This is a genomic window from Citrobacter sp. R-1.5.2, assembly GCF_035064245.1.
Lineage (GTDB): Bacteria > Pseudomonadota > Gammaproteobacteria > Enterobacterales > Enterobacteriaceae > Citrobacter.
In genome coordinates this window covers 1-15,051 of sequence record NZ_JASEYC010000024.1, presented here as the reverse complement: position 1 = coordinate 15,051, position 15,051 = coordinate 1, and the positions used below count along the sequence as shown (strand labels likewise).

The 15,051-nt window shown below is 55.2% G+C and carries 16 protein-coding genes; all 16 read left to right on the top strand.

Annotated elements, in window-relative coordinates; genetic code table 11:
* Position 1 precedes the first annotated feature (1 nt).
* Genes QMN38_RS24500 through QMN38_RS24425 form a run of 16 tightly spaced genes read left to right on the top strand, consistent with a single transcriptional unit; the run spans position 2 to position 14,717 of the window.
* A complete protein-coding gene (locus QMN38_RS24500; RefSeq protein WP_008324139.1) occupies positions 2–187 on the top strand; it encodes a hypothetical protein in 186 nt (61 codons plus the stop codon).
* Entirely contained in the window at positions 171–572 is a 402-nt protein-coding gene (locus QMN38_RS24495; RefSeq protein ID WP_008324137.1) for a hypothetical protein, read from the top strand. The genes QMN38_RS24500 and QMN38_RS24495 overlap by 17 nt, the downstream gene beginning before the upstream one ends.
* A complete protein-coding gene (gene traP / locus QMN38_RS24490) occupies positions 562–1,128 on the top strand; it encodes a conjugal transfer pilus-stabilizing protein TraP (protein ID WP_008324135.1) in 567 nt (188 codons plus the stop codon). Before QMN38_RS24495 ends, traP begins: the two co-directional genes overlap by 11 nt.
* On the top strand, positions 1,121–3,751 hold the full coding sequence (traC, locus tag QMN38_RS24485) for a type IV secretion system protein TraC (protein WP_261659408.1): 2,631 nt from the start codon (positions 1,121–1,123) through the stop codon (positions 3,749–3,751). The genes traP and traC overlap by 8 nt, the downstream gene beginning before the upstream one ends.
* Positions 3,748–4,095, top strand: a complete 348-nt coding sequence (gene trbI, locus QMN38_RS24480; RefSeq protein ID WP_280023673.1) for a type-F conjugative transfer system protein TrbI — start codon at positions 3,748–3,750, stop codon at positions 4,093–4,095. Before traC ends, trbI begins: the two co-directional genes overlap by 4 nt.
* Positions 4,095–4,742 carry a type-F conjugative transfer system protein TraW gene (traW, locus tag QMN38_RS24475; RefSeq protein WP_323579265.1) on the top strand — a complete coding sequence of 216 codons (648 nt, stop codon included), beginning with the start codon at positions 4,095–4,097 and terminating at the stop codon, positions 4,740–4,742. The genes trbI and traW overlap by 1 nt, the downstream gene beginning before the upstream one ends.
* 2 nt (positions 4,743–4,744) lie before the next feature.
* Positions 4,745–5,731: a conjugal transfer pilus assembly protein TraU gene (gene traU, locus QMN38_RS24470; RefSeq protein WP_323579267.1), complete on the top strand. Its 987-nt coding sequence runs from the start codon at positions 4,745–4,747 to the stop codon at positions 5,729–5,731.
* A gap of 16 nt (positions 5,732–5,747) precedes the next feature.
* Complete coding sequence (gene trbC, locus QMN38_RS24465) at positions 5,748–6,377, top strand: type-F conjugative transfer system pilin assembly protein TrbC (RefSeq protein WP_323579266.1); 630 nt, start codon at positions 5,748–5,750, stop codon at positions 6,375–6,377.
* Complete coding sequence (gene traN / locus QMN38_RS24460) at positions 6,374–8,227, top strand: type-F conjugative transfer system mating-pair stabilization protein TraN (protein WP_178328681.1); 1,854 nt, start codon at positions 6,374–6,376, stop codon at positions 8,225–8,227. The genes trbC and traN overlap by 4 nt, the downstream gene beginning before the upstream one ends.
* A gap of 31 nt (positions 8,228–8,258) precedes the next feature.
* The gene (gene trbE / locus QMN38_RS24455) at positions 8,259–8,447 is read left to right on the top strand and encodes a conjugal transfer protein TrbE (RefSeq protein WP_008324128.1); all 189 of its coding nucleotides are present in this window, start codon (positions 8,259–8,261) and stop codon (positions 8,445–8,447) included.
* A gap of 30 nt (positions 8,448–8,477) precedes the next feature.
* On the top strand, positions 8,478–9,227 hold the full coding sequence (gene traF / locus QMN38_RS24450; protein ID WP_032637292.1) for a type-F conjugative transfer system pilin assembly protein TraF: 750 nt from the start codon (positions 8,478–8,480) through the stop codon (positions 9,225–9,227).
* A 16-nt stretch (positions 9,228–9,243) separates the two neighbouring features.
* Positions 9,244–9,492 (top strand): type-F conjugative transfer system pilin chaperone TraQ, encoded by a 249-nt coding sequence (gene traQ / locus QMN38_RS24445; protein WP_011901838.1) that lies wholly within the window; start codon positions 9,244–9,246, stop codon positions 9,490–9,492.
* Positions 9,482–10,027 carry a type-F conjugative transfer system pilin assembly thiol-disulfide isomerase TrbB gene (gene trbB / locus QMN38_RS24440; protein WP_032637295.1) on the top strand — a complete coding sequence of 182 codons (546 nt, stop codon included), beginning with the start codon at positions 9,482–9,484 and terminating at the stop codon, positions 10,025–10,027. The genes traQ and trbB overlap by 11 nt, the downstream gene beginning before the upstream one ends.
* Positions 10,027–11,400: a conjugal transfer pilus assembly protein TraH gene (gene traH / locus QMN38_RS24435; RefSeq protein ID WP_032637297.1), complete on the top strand. Its 1,374-nt coding sequence runs from the start codon at positions 10,027–10,029 to the stop codon at positions 11,398–11,400. Before trbB ends, traH begins: the two co-directional genes overlap by 1 nt.
* On the top strand, positions 11,400–14,219 hold the full coding sequence (gene traG, locus QMN38_RS24430; protein WP_032637300.1) for a conjugal transfer mating-pair stabilization protein TraG: 2,820 nt from the start codon (positions 11,400–11,402) through the stop codon (positions 14,217–14,219). Before traH ends, traG begins: the two co-directional genes overlap by 1 nt.
* 24 nt (positions 14,220–14,243) lie before the next feature.
* Positions 14,244–14,717 (top strand): hypothetical protein, encoded by a 474-nt coding sequence (locus tag QMN38_RS24425; protein ID WP_032637302.1) that lies wholly within the window; start codon positions 14,244–14,246, stop codon positions 14,715–14,717.
* The last annotated feature ends 334 nt before the right edge of the window (positions 14,718–15,051 follow it).

The following is a 15,051-nucleotide window of genomic DNA, read 5'->3' as shown; positions in this document are numbered from 1 at the left end:
GATGGGAAGAAGAAAAACCAATGTGATGGTCGTGGGGAAAACCGGTAGCGGTAAGACAGCCATCAGCGTTGAGGTTATGCGGACCTTTTTATCAGAACGACAACTCCGCGACTGGCGTGAATTGCGCAAAGACATTCAGAACGATGGCAAAAAACCAGGAGACGAACATCATGACAACCAACAGTAACAGCGGTCCGGGTAAGACCCGCCACCTTAACGATATAGCGGCCTGCTGCGAGGCGATGGGGATGCGTGTCATCTGTGTTAATGCCGCAGAGCGCGACTTCTGGCTTTCAGCGTCTCAGCAGAGCGCTCCCGCCCTTGACGGGAAGGCTGGGATTTCTCAACACATAATGCAACGGCAGCGTGGGCACTGTCTGTTCCTGGGTAAAGCAGGCTCAGGTATGAGCGTAACAAAACAGCAGATGAGGGTTTTCCTGGCGAAGTCTGACGTCAGCCGGATTAAAGCGCTGTACAGCGGAGAGGACGGGGAGAGGCTGGCGGAGGCTATCAGACACAACTGCAGCGTCTGGTTTCCGCTGAATCCCGGAGGTAAAGGGAATGATGCTTAAGCTTCTGTCCGTCCTGCTGTATTGCCTTAGATGGCTTGCCTGGGCTTTTCACTATCTGATTATCTGGCCTGCCGCCACGCTGATGCTGCTGGTTGCCATGCTTTTGTGGATGGATAACACCACGCCCGGAGAGGCGATGGCGCAGGAAATTATGGCCGTCACGCATAACGTCAGCAGTGGCGAGTTTCGTATTGCGGTCTGCCGTGATGAACCTTTACAACCCTTTATACCGCCTGCTCCGCAGAACAAGTCCTCCGGCCTCACGCTGCATGACGCTCCCTCTGCCGTCTGCCATGACCGGGGCAGCGTCGTCACCGATGCTAAAGGATATGCCGGTCATGTTGACGGGGCGCTGAGTGCGTTTAAGTTGCTGTGGATTGTGATGGCCATTGTGTTTTCAGGGGCGGCGCTGCTTATGGGATGCCGTCCGTATTTCTGCCTGTACGGTCAGATGCGCTCAGTGCGTTTTCGCTACGGTATCCCCGCCAGCCGCCCGGCCCCTGCGACGGAAGCGGTCAAAACGGCCGACAATAAAAAGGAGGGGGATCATGAGTAATCCGCTGGACTCCGTCACCCGCACGGTCAACTCGCTGCTGACGGCCCTGAAGATGCCCGATGCGTCCTCTGAGGCGAACGATGTCCTCGGGCAGATGCGCTTCCCGCAGTTTAGCCGCGTGCTGCCGTACCGCGACTACGATGCGGAAACCGGCCTCTTCATGAACGAAAAGACGATGGGCTTTATGCTCGAGGCGCAGCCCATCAACGGCGCCAACGAAACTATCGTTTCGTCGCTGGAAAACCTGATGCGCACCAAGCTGCCCCGCGAGGTGCCGGTGGCCGTTCACCTGGTGTCCAGCCATCTGGTGGGTCAGGATATCGAGTATGGCCTGCGCGAGCTCTCATGGACGGGGGAAAAGGCTGATACGTTCAACGCCATCACCCGCGCCTACTATCTCAGGGCCGCAGAAGAAGGGTTCCCGCTGCCCGATCACCTCAACCTGCCGCTGACCCTGCGTAACTACCGGGTGTACATCTCCTGCTGCGTCCCCCGTAAGCGCGGAAGTAAGGCCAGCGTGATGGAGATGGAAAACCAGGTCAAAATCATCCGCGCCTCGCTGCAGGGGGCGCAGATAGCCACCCGCAGCGTGGATGCGGATGCCTTTATCCGCATTGCGGGCGAAATGATTAACCACAACCCGGATGCGCTGTATCCCACCGAACGGGAACTGGACCCGCTCAAGGATCTGAACTACCAGTGCGTGGACGATACCTTTGACCTGAAGGTGAAGGCCGACTACATGACGCTGGGGCTGCGCGGTAACGGTCGCAACAGCACCGCGCGCATCATGAACTTCCAGCTGACCAAAAATCCGGAGCTGGCCTTCCTCTGGAATATGGCCGACAACTACAGCAACCTTCTCAACCCGGAACTGTCCGTTTCGTGCCCGTTTATCCTGACGCTGGTCCTTAGCGTGGAAGACCAGGTAAAGGCGCAGAACGAGGCCAACCTGAAGTTCATGGATCTTGAGAAGAAGTCCAAGACCAGCTACGCCAAGTTCTTCCCGGGCGTGGCGCAGGAGGCAAAAGAGTGGGGCGATCTGCGCCAGCGCCTGTCGTCCGGGCAGTCCTCGCTGGTGAGCTATTTTCTGAACGTGACCCTCTTCTGCCGCGATGACCAGGAAACTGCGCTGAAGGTCGAGCAGGACGTACTGAACAGCTTCCGTAAAAATGGCTTCGAGCTGATTTCCCCGCGCTTTAACCATATGCGCAATTTTCTCGTGAATCTGCCGTTTATGGCGGGCGGCGGCCTCTTTAAGCAGCTGCGCGAGTCCGGCGTGCTGCAGCGCGCCGAAAGCTTTAATGTCGCCAATCTGATGCCGGTGGTGGCGGACAGCCCGCTGGCCACTTCCGGCCTGCTGGCACCGACCTACCGCAACCAGCTGGCGTTTATCGACCTGTTCAGCCGCGGCATGGGTAACACCAACTTCAATATGGCGGTGTGTGGCACCTCCGGCGCGGGGAAAACCGGGCTTATCCAGCCCCTGATACGCAGCGTTATCGACTCCGGCGGCTTCGCCGTGGTGTTCGACATGGGCGACGGCTACAAGTCCCTGTGCGAGAACATGGGCGGGGTCTACCTCGACGGCGAGACGCTGAAGTTTAATCCGTTCGCTAACGTCACCGACGATACCATCGATGAGATGGCCGAACGCCTGCGGGACCAGCTGTCCGTGATGGCCAGCCCCAACGGCAACCTGGACGAGGTGCACGAAGGTCTGCTGCTCAAGGCGGTGAAGGCCACCTGGCTTACGAAGAAAAACCAGGCGCGCATTGACGACGTGGTGGACTACCTGATGATGGCCCGCGACAGCGAGGAGTACAGCGGATCGCCAGCCATCCGCAGCCGCCTCGATGAGATGGTGGTACTGCTGACCCAGTACACCCGCGACGGGGTGTACGGCAGCTACTTCAACTCCGACGAACCGTCCCTGAAGGACGAAGCCCGGATGGTGGTGCTTGAGCTCGGCGGACTGGAGGACAGGCCGTCCCTCCTGGTGGCGGTGATGTTCTCGCTCATTCTCTACATTGAGAACCGCATGTACCGCACGCCGCGCAGCCTGAAGAAGCTCAACGTGATAGACGAAGGCTGGCGCCTGCTGGACTTCAAGAACAACAAGGTCGGGGCGTTTATCGAGAAGGGCTACCGTACCGCCCGCCGCCATACAGGTTCGTACATCACCATTACGCAGAACATCGTCGATTTTGACTCGGAAACGGCCTCCAGCGCCGCCCGCGCGGCATGGGGTAACTCGTCCTACAAAATTATCCTCAAGCAGTCCGCCAAAGAGTTCGCCAAGTACAACCAGCTGTACCCGGACCAGTATTCGCAGCTGCAGCGCGACATGATTAAAGGTTTTGGCAGCGCGAAGGACAACTGGTTCAGCAGCTTTATGCTGTCGGTTGAGCACCTGACGTCCTGGCACCGCCTGTTCGTCGATCCGCTCAGCCGGGCAATGTACTCCTCGGACGGTCCGGACTTTGAGTTTCTGCAGCAGCGACGCCGGGAAGGGCTGAGTATTCACGAAGCCGTCTGGGAGCTGGCGTGGAAAAAATCCGGGCCGGAAATGGCCGCGCTGGAGCGCTGGCTTCACGAGCATGAAGGGAAGACCATCTCATGAAAAAACACGTACTCATTAACGCCGCGCTGATTGCCGGCACGCTGGCTGCGGGCGCAGGCATCAGCTGGCTGGTCTGCAAGCTTAACCGTCCTGTGGTTGTGGCCTTCAACATGAAATCCACGGTGGATGCCTTCTTTGACAGCGCCGGTCGCCGTTCACTGGACGAGGCGCAGACAAAAGCACTTTCAGACCGCTTTAACGCGTCACTGGAGGCCAGCCTCAGGGACTGGCAGGTCCGCCATCGTGCCCTCATCCTTGTCGCACCTGCCGTGGTGCAGGGGGCGCCGGATATCACGCGTGAAATCCAGACTGACGTGGCCCGCCGGATGAAGGAGGGGGGGTGATGCGCGCCCTTGCCCTGGGCCTGACGCTGCTGACCGGCAGCGTGACGGCCGCTGACCTCGGGACGTGGGGCGATCTCTGGCCGGTGGCGGAGCCGGATATGCTGACCGTTATCGAAAGCCGGCTGCAGACGCTGGCGCAGTCCGGCGAGATGGACAAAAAGATGGCGGAGTTTAAGGCGCGCGTGGTGCGCAACAGCCAGCGCCCGCCTGCCGTTGAGGGAATAACCCGCGCGGTGCGCTACGAGCGGCGCTGGTTTGACCCGAGCGTGCGGGTGGACAAGGCGCTTGCCGACGACAGGGGCAACGTGTTTGCTCAGGCGGGGCAGGTCTTTAATCCGCTTGATGTGGTGCCGTTTAACGAAACCCTGCTGTTTATCAACGGCGACGATGCGGAGCAGCTCGCGTGGGTACAGCGACAGAAGCCTGACACCCTGATCACCCGCATCATTCTGGTTCAGGGCAACATTCCGCAGACGTCGGAGAAGCTCGACAGCCGCATTTTCTTCGACCAGAACGGGGTGCTGACCGCCCGGTTCGGCATAAGCCAGGTGCCGGCGCGGGTAACGGCGGCACCCAGCGGAAAGCGCCTGCAGGTGGAAATCATTCCGCCCGATATGGTGCAGCATGATGCAGGAGGTGTCCGGTGAAAATGCTGACCGTCTCTCTGTTCGGGCTGCTTCTGTGGGGTAACAGCCACATGGCAGCGGCGGACGCCGCCTGCGAAGGGCGCTTCGTCAATCCGATCACCGATATCTGCTGGCGCTGCATGTTCCCCCTGTCGCTCGGCAGCACAAAAGTCACGGGCGGGGATTTACCGGACACGTCCAATCCCGGTAGCCCGATACAGTTTTGTCCCATGCCACCGCCGGTATTTCAGCGCGTTGGCCTGGCAATAGGGTACTGGGAGCCGATGGCCATGACCGATGTGGCACGTTCTCCGGGCTGCATGGTGAACCTCGGCGGATTCACCGTTAATCTCGGGAAAATGGGGATGGGCGCCGCCAAAAAAGATGACAAACAGGTCAATGGCGCGTTCTACCACGTGCACTGGTACAAATATCCGCTGACGTACTGGCTCAATATCATCACCTCCCTCGGGTGTCTGCAGGGCGGCGATCTGGATATCGGATACCTGTCTGAAATCGACCCGACATGGGGGGACAGCGCCCTGACCTCCATTCTGAATCCGGAGGCGGTCATTTTTGCCAACCCCATCGCGCAGGGCGCATGTGCGGCCGACGCGATAGCCAGTGCGGTAAATAAGCCTCTCGACCCGCTGTTCTGGTGCGCTGGCTCGCAGGGCTCGATGTATCCCTTTAACGGCTGGGTGAGCAATGAGTCCAGCCCCCTGCAGTCTTCCGTTCTGGTCAGTGAGCGCATGGCGTTCAAGCTTCACCGACAGGGCCAGATACTGGAGAGCGTGGGGGCGGACCGCGCGGTCTGCTTCGAATACCCGTCTCCCATTATCCCGAAAGAGCGCTGGCGCTATCAGATGGTGAACATGTTCCCGGATGCGGCGCAGTGCCATCCCTTCGGCCGCACCGTCATGCGCTGGGAAACGGGGCGTAACCCGCCGAACACGAAGAAAAACTACGGCTATCTGCTATGGCGCAAGCGCAACTGCGTCTTCCTCTGAGAAAAAGGAAACTTCCATGAAAACTCTGTCCGGTCTGACGGCAGCGCTGCTGCTGTCAGCGTACTGTTGCACTGCGCTGGCGTCAGGCGCTGATGAGGCGAACCGCGAGTTTATTCGTCAGCAGGAGTCTTTCAGCCAGCAGATGAGGGGGCAGGACAACGCGCCGCTGCGCCAGATGCTGGAGCAGCAGGTGCGCCAGAACCCTCTTTCAGCAGACGACGCCCGCTTTATCGGGGAGCTGAAACAGCGCCAGCGCGAGGACCAGCAAGATAAACCCACGCACGGTGCCCTGTATTTCGTCTCCTTTGCCATCCCGCAGGCGGGGCTTAAGCGCATGCTGACCGAGGCCCGCCGCTACGATATTCCCGCCACCCTGCGGGGTATGGTCAACAACGACATGAAAACGACGGCAACCGCCGTGATGGCGCTTGTTCAGGACGGCTCAGCCAGCGGCGTCGCCATCGACCCGACCCGCTTTCGTGAGTACGGGATCACCAGCGTGCCGTCCCTGGTGGTGTACTGCGAGGCGGGCCACGACGTGATTCGCGGCAATCTTCATCTGAAGCAGGCGCTGGAAAAGGTGGTGGAGAAGGGCGAGTGCAGGGATGAGGCGCAACAGCAGCTTAATAAAGGAGATGCCCGATGAAAAGAGCAATACTGATGCCGGTGCTGGCCATTGCCACTACGATGGCAAGCGTGAATGCATTTGCCGATGCTGACGCGCAGTACAGGGCGGGGGCTGATTTTGCCCGTCAGGTACAGGGGCAGGGTGAGAGCAGCCTGAAAAACTTTAACCCCTCAGCGTCTATCCCCAACTATACCGCCTCACCCGGTGAGAAAAAGTACTATGGCGGTGTGACGGCGACCGGTGATGGTGCGCTGAAAGCGGACGGTACCACGGGCTGGACTACTAATGAGGCTACAAAAGCCGTCACCGACTCGTTTGTTAACAACCCGAAGGAGCCCATTTCGCCCGACGCGCCGTTTATTAAGGCCAGCCAGGATGTCCAGTCCCGCGCTGATACCATCATCGGCAAAACGGGGCAGACGCAGTGCGAAGCGCAGAATATCAGCCGCAGTGAGTTCACCAACTATACCTGTGAGCGCGACCTGCTGGTTGAGCAGGCCTGTACGCGCACGGCCAGCATTACCGGCCACTATGAAGATACATCTGAAACAAAACAGATTGTTATCCAGTCTCAGAATATTTCGTTTGCTTCCTCCGAAGCGGGATACACAGGAACATGGACTGCGCCGGTGACAGGGAAGGTTGTTGCTGCAACAGCTACCTATTCCTGGAATAAACGTCTGGCGTTCAGTAATCCTAACTGGTTTATGCGAGTAACCACGCCTTTCGGGTTGATTTCCATGGATAACGATACCGGTAGCCTGGCGCTGAGTAGCGGCATGCAGCTGAAGAAAGGCGCAGGGATGGTGTTTTCCATTCGTACCAGGAGAAACAATCCCACTACAGATTCAATCTGGAAGCACAGCAATATGCGCTACAGCTTCACCGTTACGCTCCAGATTGAAATTCCCGCCAAAAAATGGGTACCAGACGTGGTCTGGAACGAATCCTGCCCGTTCAGCAAGAGCGAAGGTACGCTCAAAAAGACGGAATGTATTGAGCCGGGGAGCACAAAAACGGTGGTGGTTGACGGCGTGTCATACCCGGTCACGCAGGCTTGCTGGAAGTACAAAGACACGTATATGACCCAGGCTGCTGACAATGGCACCTGCAAAACCTACATGAACAATCCGGCCTGTACGCTTGCCTCACGCACCTGCGCCTTCACGGCAGAAGACGGCAGCGGCTGCCTGCATGAATACGCGACGTACTCCTGTGAAACACGTACTTCCGGCCAGGTGATGATATGTGGCGGCGACACCTTCTGTCTCGATGGTGACTGTGAGCGGGCGCAGAACGGTAAAAACAACGATTTTGCACCTGTCGTTTCGGCACTCGCCGCGCTGGCCGCTGCGGGCAAGGACGTGGCAGCCATTAACAGCGTTAACGTACGCGCCTTTACCGGCAGCGCGAAGTTCTGCAAGAAGTTTGCGGCAGGCTTCAGCAACTGCTGTAAGGACGGCGGCTGGGGCCAGGACGTCGGGCTTGCCAGGTGCAGCAGCGAGGAGAAAGCGCTGGGCAAGGCCAAAGAGAATAAGCTCACGGTCAGTATCGGTGAGTTCTGTTCAAAAAAAGTGCTCGGCGTCTGTCTCGAGAAGAAGCGCAGCTACTGTCAGTTTGACTCAAAGCTTGCCCAGATTGTGCAGCAGCAGGGACGTAACGGTCAGCTTCACATCGGCTTTGGCAAGGCCAGCAGCCCGGACTGTCGCGGCATCACCCAGACTGAGTTGCAACAAATCAAGTTCGACAAACTCGACTTCTCAAACTTTTTCGACGATCTGCAAAAGAACAAGAAAATCCCGGATAACGACACCCTGACGAAGCGCGTCCGCGAGGAAATCGCCGCGCAACTGAAGAACAAACAGTAAGCCACTCATCACTCACTCAGGACTCTCCATCATGAAAATTAAAGGATTTACTGGACGCCTTATCATCAGCCTGATTGTCGCCTCGCCGGTGCTTTACTGGCGCGGGAATATCGTTGATGAAACAACCCGCATCGATGTGTTTTTTATGGCGCTGATGGTTGTGCTTTTCGTGGCGGGAGTTCTGCTGGCGTGGCTGTTAAACCCGCTTTTCAAACGATAACCGACCTGCTTCGGGATAAGGAAGGTTCCAGTGAAAAAGAGAAAGACAGCGTTAGCGCTGCTGCTTCTTGGCAGCGTTTTTTCCGCCACAGGAAAAGATGCCGGCTGGCAGTGGTATAACGAATCGCACAGAATGCCGGAGGACGACAAATCCTCTTCAGCACAGCCTCAGCAGGCCTCGCCGGACATCATGGATAAGCTTGCCACGCTTCAGCAGGCCACGAAGCGCGCCATGTACGAGGCCATTCTGTATCCGGGCGTGGAGAACTTTACCCGCTACTTCCGCCTGCAGAACTACTGGACGCAGCAGGCCGGGCTGTTCTCAATGAGTGCTAAAAAGGCGATGCTCGAGCACCCCGAACTGGACTACAACCTGCAGCACAGCCACTACAACGGTACCGTGCGCAACCAGCTGGCGGCGGACTTTGCCGACCAGCGCCGCGCCATTGAAACGCTGGCACAGCGCTATGGCGTGATGTTCTTCTACCGCGGACAGGACCCGATCGACGGCCAGCTGGTTCAGGTCATTAAAAACTTCCGCGAAACGTATCACCTCAGCGTCATTCCGGTCTCCGTGGACGGTATCGTGAATCCACTCCTGCCGGATACCCGAATGGACGGTGGACAGGCCAGCCGGCTGGGTATTCGTTACTTTCCGGCGCTGATGCTGGCTGACCCTAAAAGCGGGACGGTCAAACCCGTCTCGTATGGCTTTATCAGCCAGGATGACCTGGCGAAGCAGTTCCTCAACGTTTCCACAGATTTTGCCCCCAACTTTTAATACAGGGAGAGTTCGCATGCGCAAATTCCGTTTTCGCCTGCCCGAGTTCGACGTGCCCGGATTATGGGTGCTGAGCCTCGGGATATGGTTTCACATTGTTTCCCGCCTGGTCCGGCGCGAGCCGGAGATGGCCATTCTTCTGGCGCAGATAATCGGCGTATCGATGGTGCTCTGGGGGGGCTACCGCATTATCAACCGCTGGATTGATGCTGCCCGTGAGGCCGAAAAGGCCCGTGATGCCGGAGGATGCCGACATGAACCTTAGACATACCGTGTTTACCGTGGCGCTCATGACCCTCAGTCTGGCCACACAGGCTTCCACAATGGACGAGATCAAATCGTTATGGCATCCACAGGGCGCGCGAGCGTCGGGATCTCTGCCTACATCCCCGGAAGACCCTGAAATTAAGCCACTTCCGGCGAAGCAGCCGGTCTGGTACCGCCTAAGCAACGGCAGCCAGGTCAATCTGGCCGACTGGAAGGTCGTGCTGTTTATGCAGGGACACTGCCCGTACTGCCACCAGTTTGATCCGGTCCTGAAGTCGCTGTCGGCACGGGTGGGGTTTGGGGTGATGGCCTACACCATCGACGGTCAGGGGGATGCGTCCTTTCCCGATGCGTTGCCCGCGCCGCCGGAGGTGATGAAAACCTTTTTCCCTAACCTGCCCGTGGCCACGCCAACCACCTTTCTCGTCAACGTAAACACCCTTGAAGCCCTGCCCCTGCTGCAGGGCGCAACCGACGAACAGGGCTTTATGGCCCGTATGGATACGGTCCTTCAGATGCGCGGAGTGAAATGATGATAAACCTGTTCAGACACCGCAGGCTTCTGGGCTGCATGCTTCTCGTCTGTTCAACAACCGTTAGTGCGGACGTGAACAGCGACATGAACACCTTCTTTAATAAGCTGGGCTTTGACTCCAATACCAGCCAGCCACAGGTCTGGCAGGGGCAGGCCGCTGGCTACGCCACGGGTGGCTCACTATATGCCCGTACACAGGTGAAAACTGTTCAGCTTATCTCCATGACGCTGCCCGACATCAACGCCGGCTGCGGCGGCATCGATGCCTATCTGGGCTCCTTCAGCTTTATTAACAGCGATCAGCTGCAGCGTTTCGCCAAGCAGATTATGTCCAATGCGGCCGGATACTTCTTCGATCTGGCGCTGCAGACCACGGTACCGGAAATCAAGACCGCTAAAGACTTCCTGCAGAAGATGGCCAGCGACATTAACAGCATGAACCTCAGCTCCTGCCAGGCGGCGCAGGGGATTGTCGGCGGTCTGTTTCCGCGCACTCAGGTCTCCCAGCAGAAGGTCTGCCAGGACATTGCCGGTGAGAGCAACATGTTTGCCGACTGGGCGGCATCCCGCCAGGGCTGCACGGTGGGGGGAAGCATGGATAAGGTCCGTGATAAGGCCAGTGATAAGGATAAAGAGCGCATAACGAAGAATATCAATGTCATCTGGAATGCGCTCGGAAAGAACCGCATGTTTGACGGGAATAAAGAGCTTAAGGAGTTCATCATGACCCTGACCGGAACAATGGTCTTTGATGAGAAGGGTAATATAACCCCGCTTCCGGCAAGAACGACCGATCGCGACCTTATTCGGGCCATGATGGAGGGGGGGACTGCACGGGTGTATCACTGTAATGACAGCGATAAATGTCTGAAGGTGGTTGCCGATGCTAATGTCACGATCAGCCAGAAAAATGCACTGAAAAATCAGATAAAAGACATCCTTTCCAGCATTCAGAATAAAGCCGTTGCCGATCTAAAGTTAACCGAGAAAGAGAAGGGATTTATCACAAGTACTACCATCCCGGTCTTCAAGTACCTGGTTGATCCCCAGATGCTGGGGGTTTCTAACAGCCTCGTTTATCAGCTAACCGATTACATCGGCTACGACATTCTTCTCCAGTACATCCAGGAGCTGGTCCAGCAGGCCCGTGCAATGGTGGCAACGGGAAACTATGACCAGGCGGTTATCGACAGCATCAATAATAACCTCAACGAAGCCACGCGGCAGATAGCCTCCTTCCAGGCACAGGTGCAGGTACAGCAGGATGCGCTTTTGGTTGTTGACCGCCAGATGAGCTACATGCGCCAGCAGGTCTCGGCACGCATGCTGCAGCGCTACCAGAACAACTATCACTTCGGGGGGGCGCGCTGATGCAGGAAATCTATGTCATCGCGGGCGGCGACTGGCTGACGCAGACGCTGAATGCCATCGTCACGTTCATGTCGACGGAGAACTGGGTTGTTATTCGGCGTATTGCGACGGCTTTCTCTGTGCTGGTTGTAGCCATTTCGTGGATACGACGGCACAACATCATGGATATGCTGGGCTGGGCAGGCGTCATTGTGCTGATGTCGCTGCTGGTCAGTGTTCGCACCTCCGTACAAATAATCGATATCAGTAATCAGACAAAGGTCTATAAAGTCGATAACGTGCCCGTCGGGCTGGCACTGCCTGCATCGCTGACCACCAAAATCGGATATGCCCTTGTGCAGGGGTATGAAATGGTCTTTTCACAGCCCGACAGCATCACCTACAGCAAAACCGGCATGATATTTGGGGCGAATCTGGTTTCACGCAGTACGGACTTTTTATCACAGAACCCAGAGATAACTACGATATTCACGGACTATGTGCAGAACTGCGTGATGGGCGATATTTTCCTGAACGGAAAATATACCATGGAAGATCTAATGAACAGCGCAGACCCGTATACGCTGATTTTCTCAAAGCCGAGTCCGCTGAGGGGGGTATTCAACAACAATAATCAGTTTTTAACCTGTGAAGAAGCCGCTGCGGTAATTAAGCCAAAGCTTGCCCTGGATACTCAGACCGGAGGAAAAACATGGAGTTACTACGTGCGTCAGCTTTTTGGCGGACGTCCGAATCCTGACATTTTGTTCAGCCAGATGATCGGGGACAGCTATAACTATTTCTATGGTGCTGGTCAGAGCGCCGCGTCGATTGTCCGTCAGAATGTGACGATGAACGCTTTGCGAAATGGCATCATGAGCTATGCAGCCCGCAACGGTGACACCTCAAGCCTGCTGAATATCGCCACTACGTCATCGATGGAGAAGCAGCGGCTGGCGCATGCGACGGTCGGTCAGGTGGCATTACGCTCACTACCTATGTCTCAGACGTTGATTGTCGGTCTGACCATCGGAATATTCCCCCTGATGGTGCTGGGCGGGATGTTTAACGCCGTTACCCTTAATGTGCTGAAGGGGTACGTGCTGGCTATCATGTGGGTGCAGAGCTGGCCGCTGCTTTACGCCATCCTCAACAGCTGCATGACCTTCTATGCGAAGGCTAACGGTTCACCAGTGGTTCTCTCGGAGTTGTCGCAGGTGCAGATAAAATACTCAGACCTCGCTACCACGGCTGGCTATCTGTCCATGCTAATCCCCCCGCTTGCATGGGGAATGCTGAAGGGACTGGGGGCGGGGTTCTCAAATCTCTACAGCCATCTGGCCTCTTCCGCTATCAGCCCTGCAGCCACTGCTGCCTCTGGTGCTGTTGATGGTAACTACTCCTACGCCAACATGCAGACAGAAAATGTGAGTGGTTTTAACTGGAATACCAATAGCTCAACAGTATTTGGACAAATGAGCCAACAGTTGGCTAACGGAGCCAGTTCGACGCAAATGCGTGATGGCAGTGTAGTGACAGATTCCAGTGGTGCTACGTCACGTATTCCTATGAGTATCAACATGACTCGTCAGATTGCAACCGCACAGCAGGAAATGGCCCGCGAGGCACAAAGCCAGTCCGAGAGTGCATTGCATGGATATAACAGTAGTTTGAGTAGCGCATGGAATACGCTCAGTCAATTTGGCTCAAACCGTGGTAGCAGTGATTCATTGACCAGTGGTGCAGACAGCACTATGAGTGCTCAGGATTCTATGATGGCCAGCAGAATGCGCAGCGCAGTAGAAAGCTATGCGAAGGGGCATAACATTAGTAACGAACAGGCCACACAAGAGCTGTCAGCGCGCAGTTCTCGAGCATCTGCTGGGCTTTATGGCGATGTTCACGCCAAAGGAAGTGCTGGATTTAAACTTCTTGGCAACGGTGGTGGTGTAGGTTTTCAGGCTGGCGGGAAAGCAGGTGTCGACTGGAGTGATGATGATACTCACCAGGCAACCAGTAGTACTCGAGGTAGCCACGATGCCCGCCATGATATGGATGCAAGAGCAACCCAGGACTTTAAGGAGGCGAGTGATTACTTTACTAGCCGTAAAGTCAGTGAATCTGGGAGCCATACGGACAATAATGCGGCTTCCCGAGCAGATCAACTTTCGGCATCGTTGAACTCAGCAAAACAGAGCTATGATCAGTACACCACAAGTCAGGCTCGTAGCCATGAATATGCTGAAATGGCGTCTCGTACAGAAAGTATGAGTGGTCAAATGAGCGAGGATCTAAATCAGCAGTTTGCCCAGTATGTCCGTAAACATGCACCTCAAGATGCAGATACATTGCTTACTAATACCAGCTCAGCAGAAATCGCAGGAAAACGTCGGGAACTGGCTTGGGGATTTGTTCAGGAACAGGTACAACCGAGCGTTGATGCATCATATTCAGCAGCTAAAGGAAATGTTGGCCATGGTATGGGGGCCATTTCTGGTGGCGGTGGAAATAGCGATGTTATTGCCGATCACCAGTCTCATCAGGCTACTATCGAACAACGTACACAGAACAGTGGAATTAAGGATGATGTAAAAGGTCAAGTTGATAATATGCTCACAACATCGAGAGAAAATATAGCTGATACTCGAGGAAGTATACGAGATAAAGAGGATGGCATAAGTCAACAGTATTCTGATCTGCAAAAACATCATAATTCAGAGCAATCTTCGCAGGCAAATACGTATAATATGGAAAAAGAGTCTCAACAGCGGGTGCCGGGGGCGGATAGCCCTGAAGAGTTGATGAAGAAGGCTAAAGAGTATCAAGATAAACATAAGTAGTAAGGGTACGCATGGGAGAGTAGGATGAAAAATGTTTTTCAAATGTGCTTAGTGATGGTTATACAATTTGTAGCGTGTTATCTGTCAGAGTGGCCGTTGCCGGAAATACTATTTTTCGTCTTTTTTGTTTTTATATGGCAAGGGTTGTTTTTATATTTGTCTTCCAAAATTCAAGAGAAAAATAACCTTCCAGGATATGAGTGCAATAAAATAGTTTGGTATGCATTTATACCTATTGCGACATTATTCCCGCCACTACTTACCTTGCTGGCAATTGTAGTTGGGTCTTTGTATGAATTGCGAAGGGTTAGTGGATGTAAAAGTTATAAAAATTGGATTGAGTCACAAATTGTCTTAAATTCATCAGAGGATGACAATGAGGTTGAACTGGAATTCAAGTCTGTTGAGTTTGATAGATATAACCCAGCTACTGGTTTACCCATGATAGGCGGAGTGGATATATCAGGGAATCCCAGTGGCTCAACAAGGCATAATTAGAAGGTTGTTTCAATTCTAGATTGAAAAAGGAGTGAGGTTTATGGAGAAAAGGATGTTGTTAGCACTGGTCACATCTTCAGTCGCCCTTTCTGGGTGCGGAGTGCATAACGTAGAAAACACCGAACCGAGTAAATATCATCGTGCTGCAGACTATGCTTCTGATGTGGTTAAACGTTCAGGGTGTATAGGGAGAATTGACGATTTGCTTTTTAGCTCGGGGGAAATATTCGTGAATGATTATGGATTGAATTATTCATCTAAATAGCTGCGCCTAATACCGCTACACTTTTGCCTGACCATGTTTTCCTCCGGGGAATGGGCTGGCGGTTTCCAT